The organism is Mobiluncus holmesii ATCC 35242 (assembly GCF_000185445.1).
Classification (GTDB): Bacteria; Actinomycetota; Actinomycetes; order Actinomycetales; family Actinomycetaceae; genus Mobiluncus; species Mobiluncus curtisii.
The window spans coordinates 85,380-106,962 of sequence record NZ_GL622346.1; the positions used below are offsets into that span (position 1 = coordinate 85,380).

At 54.2% G+C, this 21,583-nt stretch carries 19 protein-coding genes; 12 read left to right on the top strand and 7 right to left on the bottom strand.

The genetic code is table 11. The features are described 5' to 3' along the window. Positions 1–130 precede the first annotated feature (130 nt). A complete protein-coding gene (locus HMPREF0576_RS00370) occupies positions 131–640 on the top strand; it encodes a hypothetical protein (RefSeq protein ID WP_004010285.1) in 510 nt (169 codons plus the stop codon). An 82-nt stretch (positions 641–722) separates the two neighbouring features. On the opposite strand, the gene HMPREF0576_RS00375 is transcribed toward HMPREF0576_RS00370, so the two are convergent. After that, positions 723–941, bottom strand: a complete 219-nt coding sequence (locus HMPREF0576_RS00375; protein WP_004008406.1) for a helix-turn-helix domain-containing protein — start codon at positions 939–941, stop codon at positions 723–725. Between the two features lie 104 nt (positions 942–1,045). On the opposite strand from HMPREF0576_RS00375, the gene HMPREF0576_RS00380 reads away from it, so the two are divergent. From HMPREF0576_RS00380 to HMPREF0576_RS00390, 3 genes are read left to right on the top strand one after another with little or no spacing between them, the layout of a single operon-like run. Continuing rightward, positions 1,046–1,681 carry an SAF domain-containing protein gene (locus tag HMPREF0576_RS00380; RefSeq protein ID WP_004010286.1) on the top strand — a complete coding sequence of 212 codons (636 nt, stop codon included), beginning with the start codon at positions 1,046–1,048 and terminating at the stop codon, positions 1,679–1,681. Next, positions 1,678–3,003 (top strand): CpaE/TadZ family protein, encoded by a 1,326-nt coding sequence (locus tag HMPREF0576_RS00385; protein WP_004008404.1) that lies wholly within the window; start codon positions 1,678–1,680, stop codon positions 3,001–3,003. Before HMPREF0576_RS00380 ends, HMPREF0576_RS00385 begins: the two co-directional genes overlap by 4 nt. After that, positions 3,000–3,536: a DUF6912 family protein gene (locus tag HMPREF0576_RS00390; RefSeq protein WP_004008403.1), complete on the top strand. Its 537-nt coding sequence runs from the start codon at positions 3,000–3,002 to the stop codon at positions 3,534–3,536. Before HMPREF0576_RS00385 ends, HMPREF0576_RS00390 begins: the two co-directional genes overlap by 4 nt. Here the strand turns inward: HMPREF0576_RS00390 and HMPREF0576_RS00395 are convergent. The 3 genes from HMPREF0576_RS00395 to HMPREF0576_RS00405 are packed head-to-tail and all read right to left on the bottom strand — an operon-like array spanning position 3,533 to position 8,802. Next, on the bottom strand, positions 3,533–6,709 hold the full coding sequence (locus tag HMPREF0576_RS00395; protein ID WP_004010287.1) for an AAA family ATPase: 3,177 nt from the start codon (positions 6,707–6,709) through the stop codon (positions 3,533–3,535). The two genes, HMPREF0576_RS00390 and HMPREF0576_RS00395, sit on opposite strands and share 4 nt — an antisense overlap. Continuing rightward, positions 6,706–7,947 carry an exonuclease SbcCD subunit D gene (locus HMPREF0576_RS00400; protein ID WP_004008401.1) on the bottom strand — a complete coding sequence of 414 codons (1,242 nt, stop codon included), beginning with the start codon at positions 7,945–7,947 and terminating at the stop codon, positions 6,706–6,708. The genes HMPREF0576_RS00395 and HMPREF0576_RS00400 overlap by 4 nt, the downstream gene beginning before the upstream one ends. Before the next feature lie 60 nt (positions 7,948–8,007). Then, positions 8,008–8,802 (bottom strand): inositol monophosphatase family protein, encoded by a 795-nt coding sequence (locus HMPREF0576_RS00405; protein WP_004008400.1) that lies wholly within the window; start codon positions 8,800–8,802, stop codon positions 8,008–8,010. 68 nt (positions 8,803–8,870) lie between these two features. Between HMPREF0576_RS00405 and aroA the strand changes: the two genes are divergently transcribed. The 3 genes from aroA to HMPREF0576_RS00420 all read left to right on the top strand — a co-directional run bounded on the left by aroA (position 8,871) and on the right by HMPREF0576_RS00420 (position 15,194). Beyond that, a complete protein-coding gene (gene aroA / locus HMPREF0576_RS00410; RefSeq protein ID WP_004010288.1) occupies positions 8,871–10,262 on the top strand; it encodes a 3-phosphoshikimate 1-carboxyvinyltransferase in 1,392 nt (463 codons plus the stop codon). Continuing rightward, positions 10,259–11,317, top strand: coding sequence for a ribosome small subunit-dependent GTPase A (gene rsgA, locus HMPREF0576_RS00415; protein ID WP_004010289.1), 1,059 nt, complete (start codon positions 10,259–10,261; stop codon positions 11,315–11,317). Before aroA ends, rsgA begins: the two co-directional genes overlap by 4 nt. Before the next feature lie 151 nt (positions 11,318–11,468). Next, a complete protein-coding gene (locus HMPREF0576_RS00420) occupies positions 11,469–15,194 on the top strand; it encodes a multifunctional oxoglutarate decarboxylase/oxoglutarate dehydrogenase thiamine pyrophosphate-binding subunit/dihydrolipoyllysine-residue succinyltransferase subunit (RefSeq protein WP_004010290.1) in 3,726 nt (1,241 codons plus the stop codon). A gap of 120 nt (positions 15,195–15,314) precedes the next feature. Here HMPREF0576_RS00420 and HMPREF0576_RS09635 read toward each other — a convergent pair whose 3' ends face one another. From HMPREF0576_RS09635 to HMPREF0576_RS00430, 3 genes are all read right to left on the bottom strand, one after another. Beyond that, positions 15,315–15,389 carry a 50S ribosomal protein bL37 gene (locus HMPREF0576_RS09635; RefSeq protein WP_370446369.1) on the bottom strand — a complete coding sequence of 25 codons (75 nt, stop codon included), beginning with the start codon at positions 15,387–15,389 and terminating at the stop codon, positions 15,315–15,317. Positions 15,390–15,492: 103 nt separating this feature from the next. After that, complete coding sequence (locus HMPREF0576_RS00425; RefSeq protein ID WP_004008395.1) at positions 15,493–15,789, bottom strand: zf-HC2 domain-containing protein; 297 nt, start codon at positions 15,787–15,789, stop codon at positions 15,493–15,495. Then, positions 15,786–16,376, bottom strand: coding sequence for a sigma-70 family RNA polymerase sigma factor (locus tag HMPREF0576_RS00430; RefSeq protein WP_004008394.1), 591 nt, complete (start codon positions 16,374–16,376; stop codon positions 15,786–15,788). Before HMPREF0576_RS00430 ends, HMPREF0576_RS00425 begins: the two co-directional genes overlap by 4 nt. Positions 16,377–16,543: 167 nt before the next feature. Between HMPREF0576_RS00430 and HMPREF0576_RS00435 the strand changes: the two genes are divergently transcribed. The 5 genes from HMPREF0576_RS00435 (at position 16,544) to HMPREF0576_RS00455 (ending at position 21,528) form a co-directional block, all read left to right on the top strand. After that, a complete protein-coding gene (locus tag HMPREF0576_RS00435; protein ID WP_004008393.1) occupies positions 16,544–17,041 on the top strand; it encodes a DoxX family protein in 498 nt (165 codons plus the stop codon). Between the two features lie 118 nt (positions 17,042–17,159). Then, positions 17,160–18,527, top strand: coding sequence for a hemolysin family protein (locus tag HMPREF0576_RS00440; protein WP_004010291.1), 1,368 nt, complete (start codon positions 17,160–17,162; stop codon positions 18,525–18,527). Next, entirely contained in the window at positions 18,520–19,554 is a 1,035-nt protein-coding gene (locus tag HMPREF0576_RS00445; RefSeq protein ID WP_004010292.1) for a hemolysin family protein, read from the top strand. Before HMPREF0576_RS00440 ends, HMPREF0576_RS00445 begins: the two co-directional genes overlap by 8 nt. Before the next feature lie 190 nt (positions 19,555–19,744). Further along, positions 19,745–20,569, top strand: coding sequence for a M23 family metallopeptidase (locus HMPREF0576_RS00450; RefSeq protein WP_004008390.1), 825 nt, complete (start codon positions 19,745–19,747; stop codon positions 20,567–20,569). An 8-nt stretch (positions 20,570–20,577) separates the two neighbouring features. Beyond that, entirely contained in the window at positions 20,578–21,528 is a 951-nt protein-coding gene (locus HMPREF0576_RS00455) for a glycerophosphodiester phosphodiesterase family protein (RefSeq protein ID WP_004010293.1), read from the top strand. Positions 21,529–21,583 lie beyond the last annotated feature (55 nt).

Sequence of the window (21,583 nt, forward strand, 5' to 3'; positions counted from 1 at the left end):
ATTCATTATCATAGGGTGCTGTTTGTTAGTTTGTCAATATCTGACGCTTTAGGGTGGTTTTGCTGCATTTCTGATACTGTGTAGTGCGCTTTGCTGTTGTAGCCAAAGTGGGTGAGCTAGACTGGGGAGCGTGGAGCACGACGAATTTCTGGATGACCTTGCAGCTGATTTTGCGGCGAAACTGCGGGCACAGCGCCAAGTTGAAGCGACTGAGTTAGCGGCGGCAGACGCTACGGAGGTGACGCTCTCCGGTCGTTTACTAGCTAGTGTGGACGCTGCGGTAGAGATTCAGCTCATCAATGGGGAATCGCTGCGTGGAAAAGTTGCCGAAGCTGCTGCAAATTGGCTGATTTTACGTTTGTTACGCATGGATATATTCATTTGGCAGCGGGCTATCGAGGTTGTTTCTGGCTTGGGACCTGCGCCGCAATGGCCGACTTTGGTGGAATCGAGAATCCCCGGCACGGTGAAGCTGCGGGAGTTTGCTGCTACCCGCCGCGAAATCCAATTCACCACCCGAAACCAAACTTTGAAGGGGTATATCGAACGGGTTGGTGCGGATTTCGTGGATATTGTCGATCACGGACGCCGTGAGGCTATTGCTCTCGCAGCGTTGCTCTATGTTTCCTGCCCCCGTTGAGGGATGCTGCTGAAAATAAATTTTTAGCCCGCGTGTATAGCCTGAGAACTGGTTAAACGCGCGGGCTACGATGAAAAGGGGGTTACTCCACCAAGGCTGCGCCGGAAGCAATTTTTTCCTCGCTTTGGGCATATTGTCCCTTAATGTATTCCTCCATTGCAGACTCCTCGATGCGCCAGAGACCGCGCCCGCCAATCTGGATTGCTTTGAGTTCCCCGTTATTTATGAGGTTGCGTACTGCGCCCTGAGAAACCTTTAACATGTCAGCAACGTCAGCAATAGTGAAAAAATTATATCCCATGTACTCATGGTATATCAAATGCCATAAAACCACAACAAAACCAGTCCTATGCTTCTATATTTTAATGGTATAAAGCCTATGAGGAGATTTCAGGGAGGTCTCGTATGCCCATCGGTTCGGAAATATCAAGTAAATCTCAATACTTGAATCGGCGTACCGTACTGGGGGTAGCCCTGATGATACTAGCTGTAATCCTGGTCATTATGACAGTGCGTGTGGCCAGCCACTTGGAGGGTTACCTGGTGGCAAAAACAACCCTCGTTGCGGGGCATACCGTGCAGTCTGGTGATATTGAGGTTATTTCCGCTAATCCAGGTAGAGCAGCGGGGCAGTACCTGCGCGAAGGCGAGATACAAGAAGGCAGCGTGGTCGTCCAAACTATTGCCGGAGGGCAACTGATTCCCAAAGCATCGCTGAGTCAAACTGAGCCCTTCCGCAAACGGATTGTTCTCAATCTCGCCGCACCCCTGCCAAGCAGCGTAAAGAAGGGTGATTACCTCGAAATCTGGCAACTCCCGGATGAAAAATCTGCCAGCGCCTTCGAGTCGGATGCCCCGCTGGAAAATGCTCAAAAATTAGCAGATAAAGCCGTGTTTCTGGCTGAGAAGAAGTCAGAAACAGCTCTCGGTTCGAAAAACCAAATGAATGTGGAAATAAGCGTACCGGAGGAAGATTTGTCACCTATCCTCGCTGCTGTCGGTACGAAAACCCCCTTGATGGCGATACCGGTGGCATCATGAGTTTTATTGGGGTAGCGACCTGCCTGCATCCGGATTTGGAAGCGGACATCATCCGCACCATTGAATCAGATTCTCTGCCCCTGCAAGTCATCCGGCGTTGCCGGGATGCCACGGAGCTGCTATCGATAGCCAAGGCGCATTTGGTACAACTGGTAGCGGTGGATACCGAGATGCTGGAACTGGAAGGAGCCACCGTCCAGGAACTCACCGCTGAAAACGTTGCGGTTATTGCCTTTGCCCCGCTGGAAGACGTGGATCAGTTGAACAGCTGCGGAGGGATTTCAGTTTTAGCTAAAGCGGATCCGCGGGTGGAAGAACTTGAACAGAGCGAGGCGGCACGTCTGCTGAGCCAGATGATGTCTACTCTGATGCCTCCGCCACCTCCCAATCCGCGTGAGGAATTCAGCAACGATAATGCGGAAATGGCAGGCTCAATAGGGCAAATAATCGCTTTTTGGGGTCCGGTGGGGGCGCCCGGAAAGTCTACATTGGCTTTGAATATTGCTTCGCGTTTACGTAACTATGGTCGAGTACTACTGGTCGATGCCGATACCGTGGAGTCGTCCCTGGTGCAGATGCTGGGGATAGCCTTGGACACCTCTGGGGTGGTGACTGGATGTCGTTTAGCGGAACAAGGAAAGCTAAAGCCCGAAAGCTTTCCACAGCTGGTGAATCGCGTGGGTTTCGGGGTTGACTTGTTAACCGGGTTGACCAAAGCGGAACGTTGGCGTGAAGTTGGACAGCACGCGTTGTCAGCACTTTTAGAGATGGCTCGGATTAACTATCGCTGGATTCTGGTGGATTTGGCGAGCGGGACCGACGACCAGTCAGATTTGCTGGCAGCAATGGGACCAACCCGTTACGGGGCTACCCTGGGAGCTCTTGACGTTGCTGACCTGGTGGTGGAGGTCGGTCTGGCTGATCCGGTGGGCATTCGCCGGCTGCTGGTTAATCACAATTGGGCTCGTGAACAGGAACTGTGGAACTGCCCTACCTTGGCAGTAGTGAATCGCGGACGGGCCTCCGTAGGCGGAGCAAACTGGCGCAATTCCATAGTTAACGTGGTAGCAGCTTCAGTTCCGAACCTACCGGTGGCAGTGGTGCGGGAAGCTGGAGAAGATTTTGACCGTGCTCTGATAGCTGCTTGTGACGTGATGACAGTAAATCCGCGTGCTGGGGTACTGGAAGACTTAGAAAGGGTGCAAAACGAAATCTTTAAACAACTTGGTTTGCTGCCCCGACGCGGTTCGAGACGAAACAGACCGGGGGAAAACAAACTGTGGAAGTTTAAACGCGGTGAACAGAAAGAATATAAAAAATGAGTAGCGTGCCCCAACAACTGAAAAACATTCGTGCCTACATCGCGCTTAGCCCGGCATGTCTGCAGGGCAAAACTTGGGAAGGCTCGCCGGTCACCGTTGTGGATGAGGCGTGGTGCGTGGCTGCCGGTTTTCCTGCCCCCGGTGAGTTGCGTGGGGAGGATCGGGAAGTGGCGGAGGATGAGGCTTTACACGCCGCGGCGTTGAAATCTTTGGATGCGCAAGTCGACAGTCCCCGTCCCCTCCGGGTAGTAGCCGTGGCGGAGGTCGCCGGTACTGACCTGCAATCCTGCCCCTCGAAATGCGGTGGATCATATATCTTGACTCGACCGGTTCAGTATTCTGAAGTGGTGTCTTATCATGTAGATGAACCGGCGGCTATCGCAGAAGTAGCGAAACTGGTACAACTGCGCGCAGGGCAGGCAGAGGGCGCGACCGAGGCGGGAGAGCCCTCCCCAGAACTGGAGTTTCCAGAATTACTGTGGTTCGATGGTTCCGAGCTTGAGATTCTGCGTGAATTCCTGGGTTTGAGCTAAAACGTATCCAAACCGTTGATTTGGAGGTAGGAGCCAATCTTGCGGGTCCCGCCCGGTTTTAGCTCTGTGGTATTTCCGCTCTGGTAGTTTCGCACTTGCACCTGGAGGGGAATTTCCCCCTGCAGTTCGCTGACATGCGAGATGATTCCCACGCAGCGTCCCCCGTCTTGCTGCAGATGATGCAGCGCGGACATGACCGCCTCTCGAGTGTCGTTGTCCAGAGATCCGAAACCTTCATCAATGAAAATATTTTCCAGGGTGATGCCGCCCCTTTCCCTTTGGACGACCTCGGAGAGAGCCATGGCGATAGCGAGTGAACAATAAAATTTTTCTCCACCGGACAGAGATTTTGGCGGGACTACCTGGTCTTCAGCGCCGTTGTACATCTCAATGCCCAGTCCGTGATATTTCTGGTTGCGATCCGCTTCATACTGGTCGTTGTGTCGGATTTGGTAGTATCCTCCGGAAACGTCAGAAATCAACTGGTTAGCTACGAAAATCACCTGTCCCAGCCGTTTACTCAAGTAGTAAGCGCTTAAAGTAGTTTTCTTTGCATTATCCCCATTGAGCACTTGCGATAAGCGTTCATATCCGGCAATCTCTGAGACTTTTGTGTCCCATTCCTGTTTAGTTTGTGCGTACTTTTCCTGTAGTCTGCACAAATTCTCGTGAGATCTGTCCATAGCTGCTGTTCTTTGGGTGAGGGAGCGATACTCCTGTTCACCGGTAGCGACGGCAGCCCGCAGGCTCTCCAGGTCGGGAATAGTGGCGGCAGCTTTGTCTCGATACGCATCGGTATCCAGTTTCGCGCGCAAATCAGCGACTGCTTTGTGGTGAGAAGTGACTGTTTCTTGGTCAGTCTCAAGTTGTTGGCGAGACTTGGCGTAGGTCTGTGCCTCGGCTACTGACTCGAAACCGTGATCGGTCAAAGATTTGCACAGCGCGGCGTGGGAGATAATCCATTCTTGGCGAATTGCTAGCCAGGAATCATAAAACTTGGAGAGCTGTTTGACCGTGTCCAGACTGAGCTGGTTCGTCTCTAACAAGTCTTTCGGGTCAGAATCTGGATTAAAAGCTGCCAATTCCGCTTGAATTTTGTCAGCAAGCTCCTGAATATCCGCGTGAAGATTTTTAATCTCCGTGCTTAATCCGGCTTCTTGCTGAATGAGAATTTCACGTTCGGTTTGATTGCGTTCTCGTGATTCTTCCAGTGCGGCGATTGTCTCCTCCAACTGGGGTACTTGCTCGCTCGCTGCGGTAGCTGCGGCTAGAGCCTGCGTTGCCACAGCTAGGTCAGCAGCGAGGGACTCTACGTCCCGACCTTGGAGCTGATCCGTAGCTGTCTGCAATTTGGTGTTAATCTCGGTCTTTGTTTCGTTCCCGTGAGTCAGGCGGTCTTGGGCTTCTTTGGCGTCTCTGACAGCTGCTTCATAGTCTTGAAAAGTCGTCTGATTCGTCGTTTCGGCTGCGGGATGCGGGTGATTTCGGGAACCGCAGACCGGACAAGATTCCCCGTCTTTCAAGCGTGCGGCTAAGCGAGATGCCGCAGTACTGGACCATTTTCGTAACACTGATGCGGCGTTTTCTTGTGCCTGGTCGTAATGTGCTTGTAGAGAAGCTACGTTTTCCTGGGCAGCTTTGAGTTCCGTGGTTAACTTTTCAGCCGATTTTGCCCATTCGTGGAGTTCCTGGACGTTTGCGAGTTCTGTCTGCCGGCTGACCAACCCGTCTGCGAGCGATTTCTGTTCTCTCAAACTCTGGCGTTTTTGGTCCAACGTCGCTTTGGTAGTTTTAGCGTTGTCAGCCAGCTGATGCATTTGATTATGCAGAGACTCTAACTTCGATTCTTTGCTGTGGGCAGCGGTGGTCTTCTCACGCTGCAGGCTGAGATTGGCTTTTATGGTTTCTAGTTTCTTTTGGCTGGCGTTAACCTCCGCGCTAATCTCATCACGCAAGTCAGCCAAATGGGGGCTGAAGTCCGCGTCTTCCAGCCAGTTTTGTAAATCTGTGTCCGAAAGTGCGGATACTCGGTCTCTAAATCTGGCTAGATCTGTATCATTGTCTACCAGCTGTGCCAAAGTGTCCAGAATGTTGGCGCGTTGGTGACGAGCCGATTGATAAGGTTCCTGCGCTGCATCATCGGCGTCTATGACGGCGTTAGCGTGCAGAGCTTTCTGGTTGCGTTGATCCAGCTGTTCAATTTCGGTGGTCTTTGCAGTGAGCTGGCTGAGTTTGTCTGCCATCTGTCGCGCCTCCAGGATGACACGCTGCTCAGTTTCCGCTTTCGTAAGTTCCGTCTGTGCCGCAAGGTAATGCTCCTGAGCTTGTTCAGCGGCGTCTTTACTCTGAGCGGTCTCAGAACACAAAATTTTTGTGGCGCTAGCAAAGAGGGGCTGCCCGGCTCGATCCAGGGCGGAAATCGATTGTGCTGCTGCGTCTTTTGCTGCCGCAAATTCTTCCAGAGTGTCGTGCCAGGCGGTTTCGTTTTCGCCCGCAATTTCGATATTGGAGAGATCTGCGTACGCGGTAGTGAGAAGTTCGTCGAGACGCCTGGTGTACTCTGCGGTGGTTTCCTTCCCTTGAGAAGCGCGTTCCTTAGCGGCTTTTTCTAGAGCGATAAAGTTTGACGCCCCGAAAAGATTGGATAAAACCTCATGCCGCTGCCCCGCTCCGGCGGTCAGGAACTGTTGAATCTGACCTTGGGGAAGTATGACCGTCTGGAGAAAATGTGATTTCTCTAAACCGAGGATTTCCACTACCATCTTCGTTACGTCTTTGCCGGTCGCTATAGGCTCGGTAACTTTGGTGAAAACCGAGGTATCTGACACTTTCAGCTGGGCTATGGATGGAACGGGAGTCTTTCGACCTGGCTTCGTAAATGTCACCGTGCGTTGCAGCTCATAAAACTTGTCATGGGCGGAGAACACCAGCACGACCTCGGGGGGGTAGTCCTTATCCCAGTAGTAGGAGAGGATGCGATCCGTCGTGGATTCCCTCTCGCCGGCTACATCCCCATACAGAGCGTAGACAATCCCATCCAGGATGGTGGACTTTCCCGAACCGGTTTTGCCTGTAATTAAGAACAGTCCCGATTCCGCCAGTGTGTCCAGATCCAGGGTGGTGCGCTCATAAAAACTTCCTACCCCTTCGAGAGTAAGTCTGTGGAATTTCATTTCGCGCTCCCCTCAAAAGTGTTTTCAAATAGTTTTCTCAGTAAGGCGAGGTCTTCCTCCGTATCGATGCCGCAGGTACGCAGGAACTCCGTGGCGATTTCTAGCTCGGAAAGCTCCCGGAATTCCGTGCCAGATGACAATGTCTCCGGGAGAGAATCCTGGCGATGGGTGAGGGTCAGCATCCGAGGGAAAACTGCTTTGAGTCGGTTGTAGGCGTTAGGTGGCAAGATGGTTTCGGTCAGGTTAATGCTGCAAAAGGCGTGATGCCAGCGTTGGTAGCGGGGGTCTGCCGGGTTCGTGAGATCCTCGATGCTGCCTTCCAATTGTTTTACTTCATAGGGTAGTTCCAAGGCTAACCGCTGGACCTCGACCTGATGATTCGGGTCAATCTGGACCAAAAGGGTGCCTTTCACGTTGTGCTCACTGACTCGATACGGGAGGGGAGAACCCGCATACCACGCCGCAACGTTGGTGCCTGACAACTGAAATGCCTGATGAATGTGCCCCAGGGCTAGATAGTCAATGCCCCGACCTCCTTTCAGACCACCGGCGAGATCGTCCAGTAGGGAAACCGGAATGGGAGAGAGATTCCCTAACGGTTCCATTTCCCTCACCGGTGACAGGAAGTCATGAGCCATCGCGAGAACCGGGACGTCTGTGTCTCTCCGGTGTAAGTCACGTGCGATACGGCGCAACGCTGCCGCAAAAAGTGCCTCCGGTTTCCCCGGAAACACCGGATCTGGGTCGTCCTCGCTGGGGGGTGGGTCTAACGCGTCATCGAGATGACGAACCCCGTCAGTATCGACCCACGTGGATAGTTCCGTGCGATCCTGGTACGGATACAGGTAGGGGATGGGATAGACCAGTGCGCCGAGTTCACCATCAGGTCGCGGAATTTCGATGGCGGTACCGACCTGGGCAGCTTTCGTCACGATATTGACTTCCGGCAGAGTGAATCCCTTGGCAAAACCGAGCCGGGAAGCTCCATCGTGATTACCCGCGATGAGAATGACTCGAGTCATTCTCCGGGCTTGATTCAGGAAGTCCGATAGCTTGTCCAAATCGGCGTCTCCTGGATTTGGCTTGTCCAATACATCGCCAGAAATCAGCACCGCATCGGGACGGTGGGCTGCAATTTGCGCCAGAATCTGTCCCAGGAAGTCGTCCTGGTAGGGGGCCAGGTCATAGTTCATAAAGTCCCGACCGAGATGCCAATCAGAGGTATGTATAAACTTCATGACTCCAGCTTAAGAGTAACCCCGCAAGCGAAAATTTAAGAGTTGTAAAGACCTCGCCAGTTAGTCTGTTTCTGAGCCAATATACTGTAAAACTTGGGAATGTAAACGTCCGTTGGTGACTACTGCCCCCGGTCCATTCACGCCATCCTCGCCGGTGAGGGACGTGAATTTACCGCCAGCTTCGGTCACGATGGGATAGAGAGCTCCCATATCCCACAGATTCAAGTCTGGTTCCGCCGCGACATCCACGGCACCTTCTGCCAGCAGCATATAAGACCAAAAATCACCGTAGGCTCGAGTCCGCCATACCTGTTGGGAGAGATTCATGAAGCCACGTAAACGATGCGCCTCAGCCCATTCCCCAATGAGAGAGTAGGAAAAAGAAGCCTGGTTTAGGTTAGAAATCCGCGAAACTCGCAGTTGACGCGCGGAGGTGCGTGACCGACCGGTCCACGCTCCACTGCCCGCTGCTGCCCACCATCTAAAACCTAGGGCGGGCGCGCTGACCACTCCCATCACCATTTTGCCGTCTTCCATCAGCCCAATTAGCGTCGCCCACACCGGAACTCCGCGCAGAAAATTCGAGGTGCCGTCAATCGGGTCGATGACCCATTTGCGGGATGCCAACCCCGTGCTGCCTTCTTCCTCACCGACGACGGCGTCCCGACTCCGGGAATGCGACAGATGCTTGCGGATGAGCTTTTCGGCAGCTTGATCCGCATCCGTTACCGGCGTTAAATCCGGTTTATCGCTGACTTTCAAATCAGGAGCCAAGAAACGCTTGGTGGTCAGGGCGTCTACCTGGTCTGCCATAATCAGGGCTAACTGTAAATCATCTTCCCAGCGACTACTCATGTTCTAAACATATCCCGTGTCGCGCTGCGAAACGGTCAACGGCGCGATTTTTCCATTAAGCTGAACTTATGCAAGCAGCAGTTTGGTCGGCTCCCCGCGCGCGTGGTCCCGTTTTTGGTGCAGTGCGGTTGCCCGGTTCAAAGTCTTTGAGCGCCAGAGAATTGTTGCTCAGCGCCATCGGTGATGCTGAGGCTAATCTTACGGGAGTTCTGTTTGCTCGAGATACAGACCTGATGGTGCAAGCGCTACGCTCGTTGGGGGCAGTTATTGCGCCGTGGCCTCCAGTCGTGGACCAACCGGTACAAATTAAGCCTTTGCCACAACTGTGGACTGGTGCTCCTGCACAAGATGCTTCGGGCGGCCCCTCGGGTGGGGCTCCCATTACGGTGGATTGCGGTCTGGCTGGAACCGTCATGCGTTTTATTCCCGCCTTGGCGGTGGCATTGGGGCGTGCGGTGCGATTCGTGGCTGATTCCCAAGCTAATGCTCGACCGATGCGCCCCCTTTTGGATGCCCTGGTCCAGTTGGGTGCCCGCATTGAGTATGAGTCCCCGGATGGGGACGTGTTCCCCTATACGATTTATCCTCCAGCGGAACGCCTCGGCGCGGAAGTTACCGTAGATGCCACAGCCTCCTCGCAATTTATTTCGGCGCTGCTGCTGGCGGCACCACTGCTTCCCGACGGTTGTACCATTCGTTCCAAAACTGTGGCATTGCCCTCACTGCCACATATTGAGATGACCATGCAGTGTCTGTCGCAGCACGGGATTACGGTGGAACAAGGTTTATCCGATGATGGTAAGCCCTTTTGGAACGTGGTCTCAGAGCCGGTCTTTGGTCAGGATGTCTTTATTGAGCCAGATTTGTCCAATGCGGGACCATTCTTAGCTCTGGTGGGCATTGCCGGGGGGCGGATTTCTGTTCCGGCTTGGCCGGCGAAAACCATGCAGGCGGGGGCGGCGTGGCTGCAAATTTTGCCCTTAATGGGTCTGCGCGTGGAGTGGAACTGCGGGGTGCTGACGGTTTCCCGACCAGGACCGTTACAACCGCTAGACGCAGATTTGAGTGCCGTAGGGGAGTTGGTTCCCACCGTGGCAGCCCTGGCAGCTTTTGCGGAGGGAACTTCTCACCTCCGAGGTCTGCATCACCTGCGAGGACATGAAACAGATCGTCTCGAGGCGCTGCGCGCCGAACTCACCGCAATCGGAATTTCTTGTGAAATCACCCCGGAGGACGACCTTGTGATTACCGGGAAACCCGTAACTCCCTCGTGGCGTGATACCCCGACGATTGATGCGGAGCCGCTGTTGCTGCGCAGCTATCAGGATCATCGGTTAGCGACTTTTGGTGCGCTCCTCGGATTGTACTATCCGGTACAAATCGATGATATTGGTGCCACCACCAAAACCCTGCCTGATTTCACAACAATGTGGGAACGCCTGTTGGGAGCAGCCTCTTGAGCCGCCGCGACATTGGCACGGATGATCCACGAGTACACGTGCGTCCGGGAAAAGGCAGTCGCCCCCGTACCAAGAAACGTCCCAGCTTTGCACACGCTGTGCCCGGAATGGTTGTGGCAGTTGACCGGGGTCGGTTCACGGTAGCAATTAGCGCCAACTGTATGGTGCAAGCGGTGAAGGCGCGAGCGTTGGGACGCAAGGGTGTCATCGTGGGGGATTGGGTCGGATTGGAGGGGGATACCTCCGGCACTCCCGATACTTTGGCACGTATCGTCACCTTGGAGGAACGTCAAACTGTGCTGCGTCGCAGCTTTGACGAATCTGAGGTCGGGGCGCGCGAAAAACTCATCGTCGCCAACGCCACCCAGATGCTAATTGTGGTTGCCGCCCGTGACCCGGAACCGAAACGTGGCATGATTGACCGCGCCATAGTGTCGGCTTTGGACGCGAAAGTCACCCCACTGCTGGCGGTAACAAAAACAGATTTGGATTCCGTCCCGGCGCTGATTGCAGACTATGAAGCCGTCGGCATTAAAGTGTTTACCCTAAACAGGAACCTTTATGAAGCTACCGCTCCGGTGCCCTCGCCTGTCGAAACTCATCCCTCCCACCTGGCGCCCCGACCTTGTGCCCCACAGTTACAGGAACTTCACCAACAGTTGCAGGGTGAAGTCACTGTCCTGTTGGGACACTCCGGGGTCGGAAAATCTACCTTGGTGAATGCGCTGGTGCCGGGCGCAAATCGGGCGACCGGAGAAGTGAACGAGGTAACTGGCAAGGGGCGGCATACTTCGACCTCGGCGGTTGCTTTACCAATCGGTTCACAAGGGTGGCTCATCGACACTCCCGGAGTGCGTTCCTTTGGCTTGGCGCACGTCGATGCGGCGGGACTGTTGCGCGGATTTACAGAACTTTACGCGATAGCTCAGGACTGTCCGCGAGGCTGTGCACATGCCGCAGATGCCCCAGATTGTCTGTTGGATGAGCACCCGGAACTGGCGCTGCGTTTGGCGTCCTTCCGAAGCCTTTTGCGTGAGGTTCCTTCCGCTTACTGAAAAGGGAAAGTCCGTAAAACACCAAAGTTAACTCGAACTATCGTAAATCTTTGTCAAGGTCTGAAAAATAAGGTGAAATCTCTAGGCTAAAAGTCCTAAATTAGGAGCACCATGGAAAAATATTTCCAATGACCTTGAAAGGGAAAATATAGTGGCCCAGACACAGTCGTCGAATAATTCACCCTCCGAAGAAGTCATCGCACAGCTTCACGCCCAATACCTTGCCGATAAAAATTCAGTTCCTCTCGAATGGCAATCGTATTTTCAACAGATGGAAAGCTTGGGATTACTGCCGGGAGCAGCTGCCAGCGCCACCTCCGAACTCACGGATAGCAACGAAATCACAAAACACAGTAAAGAATCCCGACCTGCCGGACTTGATGCCCAGCACTCCGACCGACCTCCGCTGCCACGTTCGGTGGTACACCCACCGACTTCTCCCTATGCCGCAATGGTGGCAAAGCAGCACTATGATGCGGCAAAGTCCGTCGTTAAGGGGGAGGATCATTCAGAACGGTTGAAGGGCATCTCCGCCGCAATTGCGAAAAATATGGATGCGTCGCTGTCCGTGCCGACAGCGACGTCTTACCGCCAGATTCCGGCGAAAGTGTTGATTGAGAACCGTGCCCAAATTAATGACCACCTGAAGCGGACCCGTGGCGGTAAAGTGTCCTTTACTCACTTGATTGGCTACGCCATCGTGGAAGCTCTGGTGGAAACTCCCGATGTCAATGTGCGTTATCGCCTGGAAGACGGTAAACCTTACGTTGACCATTTCGCTCACGTTGGTTTCGGGCTGGCAATTGACCTGCCCAAAGACGACGGTTCGCGACTGTTGGTCACGCCGGTCGTACACAACGCCGACACCCTCTCTTTTGAAGAATTCGTCCGCGCTTACGAAGAACTCGTGAAAAAAGCTCGTGACGGCAAACTGGGAATGGAAGATTATTCCGGTTGCACGGTGACACTGACAAATCCGGGGACTCTGGGAACCCTCATGTCATCGCCTCGTTTGGTGCAGGGGCAAGGTTGCATCATCGGGGTAGGAGCGACAAATTACCCGGCAGAATGGGCCGGGGCTTCCGAAGAACAGCTGGCTCAAGCCGGGGTTGGCAAGATTATGCACATGTCCTCCACCTATGATCACCGAGTCATCCAGGGAGCCTTGTCCGGCACTTTCCTGGGAGTAATCGAAAAGAAGCTCAAAGGCGAGGATGGATTCTATGAACGCGTCTTTGATTCCATGAAAGTTCCTTATGAGCCTTTCAGCTGGGCGCGTAACAACGAGTACACCGGAGAAGGGGAACTGTCCAAAGACACGCGGATTGCACGGTTTATTCACGCTTACCGTTCCCGCGGACACTTGATTGCGGATGTGGATCCCCTGGATTATCGGGTCCGTCGGCACCCAGATTTGAAACTCGATGCCTATGGGCTTTCCATCTGGGATTTGGATCTCTATTTCCCGGTGGGAAGACTGGGTGGCAAGCACAATGTCAGCATGAAGCTGCGCGACATTTTGACCCAAATGCGCGATACCTACACCCGTACCGCGGGCATTGAATATATGCATATCCAGGACCCCGAACAGCGCGCGTGGATGCAACAAGAAATTGAGCAACCTTATGAGCCGCCCAGCAAAGAAGTCCGTCACGCCATCATGAACCGCTTGAATGCGGCGCAGGCTTTTGAGGACTTTTTGCAGACCAAGTATGTGGGTCAAAAGCGCTTCAGCTTGGAAGGCGGTGAATCCCTGATTCCCCTGATGCTGAGAATCATGGACGATGCTGCCCATGATGGCTTGGCAGGGGTGACCATCGGGATGGCACACCGTGGACGGTTGAACATGCTGGTGAATGTGGCCGGCAAAACCAACAACCAGATTTTCGCCGAGTTCGAAGGCAACATGAACCCTGGTTCGGTGCAAGGTTCCGGGGACGTGAAATATCACTTGGGCACCGAGTCTATCTACGAGTCCTATGAAGGCAAGACCACCAGCGTCTATATTGCGGCTAACCCCTCCCACCTAGAGGCTGTAGACCCGGTGGTCCAGGGCATTGTTCGAGCGCAGCAGGATAAAGTCGGTATCGAAGGCGACTACGGTTACCTGCCCGTGCTGATTCACGGTGATGCGGCTTTCATCGGTCAGGGAGTCGTCTATGAGACTCTGAACATGAGTCAACTTAAGGCTTACACCACTGGCGGGACGATACACATCATTGTGAATAACCAAATTGGTTTCACGACTTCCCCGACCAATGCCCGTTCCACGAACTATTGCACGGATTTGGCTAAGGGCTTGCAAGTGCCAATTTTCCACGTGAACGCTGATGATCCAGAGATGGTCACGCGGGTGGCTGGTTTGGCTTACCGTTTCCAGCAAAAGTTCCACAAGGATGTCATTATTGACCTGATTTGTTACCGTCGCCGCGGACATAACGAGGGCGACGATCCGTCAATGACCCAGCCGGTGATGTACCACCTGATTGATTCTCATCCGACTACCCGCACGGTTTACATTAACAACCTGATTGGTCGTGGCGATCTCTCAGATGCGGAAGCCCAAGCGGCGGTAGAGGATTACCATCAGAAGCTGGAAAAGATTTTTGAAGAGACTAAGGAAAAGGGCTATACCCCGACGCGTCAGGGTGAACAGGGCGGAAATGACTGGGATTGGAACCTGCCCGCTGCGCAGACGGACCAGTCTGATGACATGATTGCTTGGACCTCAGCCATTCCGCAGTATGTAGTGGAAGCCATCGGGGATGCCCATGTGGATTACCCTGAAGGATTCAACATGCATCCCAAGATTAAAAAGCTCTACGAAAAGCGTCAGCGGATGTCTCGTGAAGGCAACATTGATTGGGGCTTTGGTGAGTTATTGGCGTTCGGGTCGATTCTGATGGAGGGCGCCCCCATCCGCATGTCCGGTGAAGACGCTCGTCGGGCGACTTTCGTGCAGCGTCATGCAGTTGCTCACGATTTCTCCACCGGTGAGGAATGGACCCCACTGGAATTCTTAAGCGACAAACAGGGCAAGTTCATGATTTATGACTCATCCTTGTCCGAGTACGCGCCGATGGGCTTTGAGTACGGCTATTCGGTGGAGCGCCCGGAAGCTCTCACCATCTGGGAAGCACAGTTCGGCGACTTCTCATTCGGCGGTCAAACTATGATTGACGAGTTCATCTGTTCGGCGCAACAGAAATGGCACCAGCACTCCTCGCTGGTGCTGTTGCTGCCCCACGGTTTTGAGGGACAGGGACCAGACCATTCCTCGGCGCGTATCGAACGTTGGTTGAGTCTGGCTGCCCAAGACAATATGTGGATTGTCCAGCCCTCCACTCCGGCTAACCATTTCCATATGTTGCGTGAGCAGGCTTATCGTCGACCGCGGACCCCGCTGGTGGTCTTTACCCCCAAGCAGCTGCTGCGTTTGAAAGCGGCGGTATCTTCGGTGCAAGATTTCACTACCGGTCGGTTCCAACGGGTCATTGCTGACCAGGGAAATCTGGATCCCAATGCGGTGACCCGCGTGCTGATTTGCACTGGTCGGCTGTATTACGACCTGGCAGCCGAACGTGCCAAGACCGGGGATAAAACCACCGCAATCGTGCGTTTGGAACAGTACTACCCGCTGCACGAGGACCTGAAGCCGATTTTGGCACAGCACCCCAACGCTGAACTGGTATGGATACAGGACGAACCAGAAAATCAGGGCGTCTGGACCTTCCTAAAGATGCACCAGGATGCCTTCATCGGCGACCGTCCCATTCGCGTGGTGTCCCGCCCCGCGATGGCAGCCCCCTCCACCGGCTTGGCGTCTGTACACAAGAAACAGGCCGCCGACCTGGTGTCGCGTGCTTTTGCCCGCTAAACAGCAATAACAGGGTTCCCCGGAAGAAACGAACGCTTCCGGGGAACCCTGTATTTCGAGCTGGATAAAAACGCTGCGGGTGCGGGAAGCTTTCACTTACCCGCACCCGCCGTTCAAGCTTTAAGCATTGGGGCGTTTGCCGTGATTAGCGGCACTCTTGGACCGCGCCCGACGCTTGCGACCGCGTTTCGACATAACAGCCTCCTTCTGAAGTTTGTAATCAACCTGCCTATTTTCACACATTCCCAGCCTTCCCGCAAACCCGCGGCTGCGGGGGAGCGGTGGAGGTGGCGCGTAGCTATCCAATCTTACGAATCTCTATCATGATACGTTCCCGCAGTTCTACTGGAGCTTCGCACCGGCAAGACTGGCGCAGTAAGGTGATGTAACGCTCCACCCACAAGGATTCCTCGTGGCAATCCGGGCAGTGTCGCAGATGATCGTGGAAACGCTGCGCCAAGGGCAAGTCCATCTCGCCGTTCATGATTTCACGCATATTTTGCGTCACGGTTTCACAGTCGCAGTCGCACTCACTGTCACAGCCGCATCCGGAGGAATCCGGTGTGCGGGAGGGAAAGTTTTCTTTAAAATTCATGACATTTGCACCTCAGCTTCCACACGCTCCCTCAGCATTTTCCGTAGTTTCGCTCGCCCGCGGTGCAGACGAGACATGACCGTCCCGGAGGGAATATCAAGGATTTCCGCGATTTCTTTGTAAGCCAGACCTTCCACGTCGGCCAGGTACACCGCTTCGCGGTATTCATCAGGCAAAGCGTCGAGGGCATCGAGAATATCCTGGGTGCCCAAACGGTCCAAGGCCAGAGATTCCGCGGAACGAGATTCACGATTGGAGTCATCTTGAGACAGCTGGTAATCCGTAATCTCAGCCATAGTTTCCGTGCGGGGGCGACGCTGATCCTTGCGATAGGAATTAATGAAAGTGTTGGTCATGATGCGATAGAGCCACGCCAACAGATTCGTTCCCTCTTGAAAAGAATCGAAACTCCGAAAGGCTTTCAAGAAGGTTTCTTGGACCAGGTCCTCGGCGTCATGTGGATTTCGAGTCAGCCGCAGGGCACCGGAATAGAGCTGATTTAAAAACGGCATGACTTCCGTCTCGAAGCGCTGTTCCGTTATGGATCGCGTCTCGTGCGGGGGTGCAGAGTTTATTTTTTCGCTCATCGGTGCCCAGTCTAGCGCGCAGAGCGCAGGGGAGACAGATGGGAGTCGATTTATCGCGCCCCTGGCTCGAGCGGGTCTGGCGAGAGATTTTTCCAAAGTTCGTCCCACGCCTGTTATAACCATAACGGGTGGTTTTTATTCCGCGTCGCCCAATACGTTTCGAAAAGATGCAAACTGTTCTAAAAAATGAGGACAATAGTGTTATGAGGACTTTGCTGCGTTTTATCTCGCGTCCGCTGCTGGCGGCGGTGTTCATTCATGATGGACTCGACGCGTTGCTCAACCCCGACGACCACGTGGAACGTTTTCGAAAGATGGAGCCGACTTTGGAAAAGGTGGGGCTGCCTCCCATTTTGACTTCGGACGCGAAATTGTTGTCGCGCTTGGCTGGGGCTGCTACGGCGGTGACTGCGCTGGGTCTAGCCCTGGGGAAATCTCCCCGGATTTGTGCCCTCATTTTGGCAGTGGTAAACCTTCCCATCAGCGTGGTAAATAATCCAGTTTGGGCAGCGAAATCCACAGCGGAACGCAGGGACTACACGCGCGGCTTGGTCGCTGGTGGTTCGCTGGCGGGAGGCTTGGGCATGGTTCTGGCTGACGGTAACGGACAGCCTTCTCTGAAGGCTCGTCGCGAAATCGCCCGCGCCGCCAAGGCTGGCAAATAAGCACGGTGGTTAAACTGCAAGACACCTCGCGATTTCCTGTGTTTTCCTCACGTACCTCGGTACACCAGTATCGATTCGATTGTCCCCCCTCGGTTTTTGCTGAGGGTGCACCAGGGCGGTGGGTCAGTTGAGTCCTGTTGTGGCTGACTGGTTGTTGGTGGCAGTGGGACTGATTCTGACTTTGGTTACCGCATTTTTTGTTGCCACCGAGTTTGCTTTCCTAGCGGTCGACCCTGCCAGAGTTGCGGGGCGAGCGGCTAACGGAGACAAGCGGGCCGCCCTTGTGAAAAACTCAATCTCTAATCTGTCTACCCAGTTGTCCGGCACTCAGGTAGGCATTACCCTGTCCACAATCATGGTGGGTTACACCACTCAAAAAGCCATCGCAAACCTGGTGACACGCGGATTGGGACACACCGGGATGGCTTTGGCTGCCGCCACGGCGCTGGGGGCAGTAGTCGCCCTCATTCTCACAAACCTGTATTCCATGGTCTTTGGTGAGCTCATCCCCAAGAACCTGGCGCTGGCGGACCCCCTGAAAACCGCGGCTTTCGTGGTGCGTCCCCAGCGGGCGTTCACTTCTGTTTTCAAGCCGCTCATCGTGGTGCTGCGGTCTTCGGCAAACTTCGTGTTGAATCGGATGGGCGTGGAAGTCGTGGAAGAGCTCTCGGGCGCGCATTCAGCTCAGGAGCTCGTGGCAATGGTGCGCCAAAGCGCGGAGGAAGGGGTATTGGATTTATCTACCGCTTCCCTGTTCACCCGTTCGGTGCATATTTCTGGTCTGGCAGCGAAAGATGTGATGACCGACCGCGGTCGGGTGCACTATTTGTCTCAGAATGACTCGGCAGATGACCTCATCGAGAAAGCGCGGGAAACTGGGCACTCTCGTTTCCCCGTGGTCGGACCGAACGGTTTGGACGACATTCTGGGATTCGCCAATCTGCGTCGGGCAGTATCCGTTCCTTTTGAACGCCGCAGTGAAGTCGTGGTCACCTCGTCATCACTAATGTATGAAGTTCCCAGAGTCCCGGAAACGATGGGGCTGGCGGATTTGATGGTGCTGCTGCGCGACGCGGGTAGTCAAACGGCGGTAGTGGTCGATGAATACGGGGGTACTTCCGGCATCGTGACCCTGGAGGACGCGGTTGAAGAAATTGTGGGCGAAGTCGCGGATGAACACGATCAGCACGCTGCCGGGATTAATCATCCGGTGGAAGACGAGTGGTTGGTTCCAGGGCTGATACGTCCCGATGAGCTGTTGATTCAAACCAAAGTGGAACTGCCCGATGAAGGTCCCTATGAAACCTTGGGGGGGCTGATTATGACTGAACTGGGACACGTTCCCTCGCAGGGGGAGACAGTCCTGGTCAACGGATATCTTTTACGCGTCGAGCAAATGGACGGTCGACGTATTGACCGGGTCCGTATCACCCGCAATCCGACCCCTGACGAGCAGGCAGATTCTGCGGAGGTGGCTCATGAATGATTGGGTCTCTTTAATCTTTATGGTGTTGCTTCTGGCTATCAATGCTTTCTTTGTGGGTGCAGAATTCGCGTTCACGGCTTCCCGGAAAGCTGAGATTGAGCCCCTGGTGAAACAGGGGAAACGCGGGGCAGCTTCCGCAATGATTGCGGTAGAAAATGTTTCCGAGATGCTGGCGGTTTGTCAGCTGGGAATTACGCTGGCATCTACCGGATTGGGAGTGGTGGCTGAACCGGCTATCGCGCATCTGTTGCTGCCGATAGCGTTGCGTCTGGGGCTGCCACCGGTCAGTGCCCATTCTTTTGCTATCCTTCTGGCTCTGCTGATTGTCTTGTATCTGCATGTGGTTGTCGGGGAGATGATTCCAAAATATACCTCGGTTTCCGCCCATACCCGCCTCATTTTGCTCTATTCACCCCCGATGGTGGCGATGGAAAGGGCACTGCGTCCGGTTATTAGAGCAATGAACCGATTTGCGAACTCGGTGGTGAGGTTGTTTGGTTTGGAACCGCAACATGAGGTTGGGGTGAGTTTCACGGTCGAGGAAATGTCCTCAATCGTTGAAAAATCCCGCGAGGAAGGGGTTTTGGAGGACGACCTGGGTCTGCTTTCCGGGACGCTGGAATTTTCTGCCGAAGTGGTGTCCGGAGTGATGGTCGGTTTGGAACAATTGGTGATGTTGCCAGCGGATATCACGCCCGTAGAGGCGGAAAAAACCATGGCGCGTTCCGGGTTTTCGCGTATCCCGATTATTGATGAAACCGGAAACATTGTCGGATACTTGCACATCAAAGATGTCATTGCGGTAGATAAAGGATTACGTGAGAACCCGTTGGAACCCTGGCGGATTCGCTCGTTAATTACCGTGACGCCGCAGATGGAAGTGGAGGATGCGCTGCGCGTGATGCAAAAGCAAGGCACGCACCTGGCGGGGGTGGTCAATCCGGAGAATCCGGAAACGGTGATTGGAGTGGTCTTTTTAGAGGATATTTTGGAAGAACTGGTGGGTGAAGTCCGGGATTTACTCTGAGCACGTGTAGCTACGGGCGGCACCATTGATACCAAAAATCCAAGATTCTTTCAGGTAATTTTCGGAAAAAGTCATTTCGTGTTAACAAATGTTACTAAAGTGAAAATTGATGAGCGCTTTTGATTGCAAATCGTTATCTAGTTGTTATAAACTTGAGTTCTAGTTGTTATCCAAAGTCGGAAGGTGACCCTTGGAAACCGAAAGGCCTCGCACCCGTCGGGAAGCACGTGAACTGCGTAATCGTACTCAGTCCGCGCGTATCAGTAAAGAAGCACAAATTTTTAACGCCCCGCGCTTGGTATTGCTGGGCGTAGTTTCGGCTATTACCGTGGTAGCTCCGCTATCTGGGATGGTTTCCCCCAATTTGTCCATCGCCTCGCCGAATTTTGAATTCAGCACCAATCAGACTTTGCTCTCCGTCGTAGCGAAAGCTAGTGGCGCTACTGATTATGACTCCGACTTAAACGCGGTCCCCGCCAGCTCGCGTTCTCGAGTGGTGGAAGCCTCCGCACTGGGACAGTGCGCGGCGCAGGGATCGGCGAACGGTGATGCTTCTGCCGCTCCGGAAGAAAAGCTTTTGCTGTGGCCGTTATCGGCGGGAAGCTATACGTTCACTTCCCCCTGGGGAATGCGAGTCAACCCGGTGACCGGGACGAGGTTGTTGCATGAGGGCGTTGACTTGTCGGCACCCACCGGCACGAATATCTATGCGGTAGCTGACGGAATTGTGATGGATGCAGGAATGCAGGGTTCCACTGGTGTAATTACCATCAAGCATGTTCAGGACGGAGAAGTGTACTATTCCCGTTATTTGCATATGTATAGCAATGGTATTTACGTGCACCAGGGCGACGAGGTTAAAGCTGGAGATGTCATCGCCGGGGTAGGTTCGACCGGACGCTCTACTGGACCGCACTTGCACTTTGAAATTCGTAACGCCGACAAGGAATCCGTCGAACCTATGGGCTGGATGAAGCGTCATGGCGCTAGGTTCATCAACCAGATTTGTTCCTAGAAGCACGCTTGATTTTGCGACCCGCAGCTGTCTTCCCCGTTTCACGCCGTCGACCCGTACTCTTGGCTCACCGCGGATCGGCAGTTTCTGCTAGCGCAGCTTTAGGGTGTCCGGTTCCGGAAAATTCACGAGCTGCCTTTGATTGGGCTGTTTCTTGCAGCGCGGTTTCCGGGTTGGAAACTGATATTCACGCCACTACCGACGGGGTTCCCGTTATTAGTCACGACCCGCTGTGGCACGCGGCGGACGGGGAAATCGCTATTGCCGAAGTTTCGTGGGCGGAGCTGTGCCGGCATCAGCTGCCTAACGGCGAGCAGCCTTTCAGCCTGGAAGAATTCCTGGATCGATACCCCAACATTTACTTGAACATTGATGCTAAAACCGACGCGGTCGTGCCCGGTGCACTCCGCGTCTTACAGGGGCGTCAGGATTTGGGGCGTCTCGCTCTAGCGTCCTTTTCTGCCCGGCGTGTTTGGAAAATGGCTCGATACCTGGGACCGGGGTGCGGATATTTGCCGGGAGCGCGGGATATTGCGCGACTTTTAGGGGGAGCCGCGGCTGGCTTGGTCCGACCCGTCCACCCGAAGATTCGCGGTATAGAAATTCCCTGGGAAACAATCTTTTCCTCGGAAGGGGAAAGCGGGGCAGCGCGGCGGCTCGAATCTGACACCCGTCGCGTAGTGTCGGGGTTGGCGGAGAAACGCTATTTAGAACGCCTTTACCGCTTCGGCATAGTCCCGCGCCTCTGCAGAGATTTTCACTGCGCGTTGGCGGTACCCGAAAGCGTTCCGGGGATGAGAATCGTGACCCCGCGGTTCGTGGCAGCAGCGCACGCTCTGGGCTGTCCCGTGTATGTGTGGACCGTGAATGATCTTGCCTCGTATCGACGCCTAGTTTCCCTTGGCGTTGATGGGATTTACACCGATATTGTTAGTACATTAGCCCAAAACGGGCATTGAGGAAGCTTCCTGCCAGCCGGCAAAAATTGTTGCAATATCAAGGGATACTTAATGA

What these genes read in the sequence shown, in the direction of transcription:
- HMPREF0576_RS00375 (WP_004008406.1), bottom strand. Translation starts at nt 941, where the DNA reads ATGGGATATAATTTTTTCACTATTGCTGACGTTGCTGACATGTTAAAG.
- HMPREF0576_RS00380 (WP_004010286.1), top strand. Translation starts at nt 1,046, where the DNA reads ATGCCCATCGGTTCGGAAATATCAAGTAAATCTCAATACTTGAATCGG.
- HMPREF0576_RS00385 (WP_004008404.1), top strand. Translation starts at nt 1,678, where the DNA reads ATGAGTTTTATTGGGGTAGCGACCTGCCTGCATCCGGATTTGGAAGCG.
- HMPREF0576_RS00390 (WP_004008403.1), top strand. Translation starts at nt 3,000, where the DNA reads ATGAGTAGCGTGCCCCAACAACTGAAAAACATTCGTGCCTACATCGCG.
- HMPREF0576_RS00395 (WP_004010287.1), bottom strand. Translation starts at nt 6,709, where the DNA reads ATGAAATTCCACAGACTTACTCTCGAAGGGGTAGGAAGTTTTTATGAG.
- HMPREF0576_RS00400 (WP_004008401.1), bottom strand. Translation starts at nt 7,947, where the DNA reads ATGAAGTTTATACATACCTCTGATTGGCATCTCGGTCGGGACTTTATG.
- HMPREF0576_RS00405 (WP_004008400.1), bottom strand. Translation starts at nt 8,802, where the DNA reads ATGAGTAGTCGCTGGGAAGATGATTTACAGTTAGCCCTGATTATGGCA.
- aroA (WP_004010288.1), top strand. Translation starts at nt 8,871, where the DNA reads ATGCAAGCAGCAGTTTGGTCGGCTCCCCGCGCGCGTGGTCCCGTTTTT.
- HMPREF0576_RS00425 (WP_004008395.1), bottom strand. Translation starts at nt 15,789, where the DNA reads ATGAATTTTAAAGAAAACTTTCCCTCCCGCACACCGGATTCCTCCGGA.
- HMPREF0576_RS00430 (WP_004008394.1), bottom strand. Translation starts at nt 16,376, where the DNA reads ATGAGCGAAAAAATAAACTCTGCACCCCCGCACGAGACGCGATCCATA.
- HMPREF0576_RS00435 (WP_004008393.1), top strand. Translation starts at nt 16,544, where the DNA reads ATGCAAACTGTTCTAAAAAATGAGGACAATAGTGTTATGAGGACTTTG.
- HMPREF0576_RS00445 (WP_004010292.1), top strand. Translation starts at nt 18,520, where the DNA reads ATGAATGATTGGGTCTCTTTAATCTTTATGGTGTTGCTTCTGGCTATC.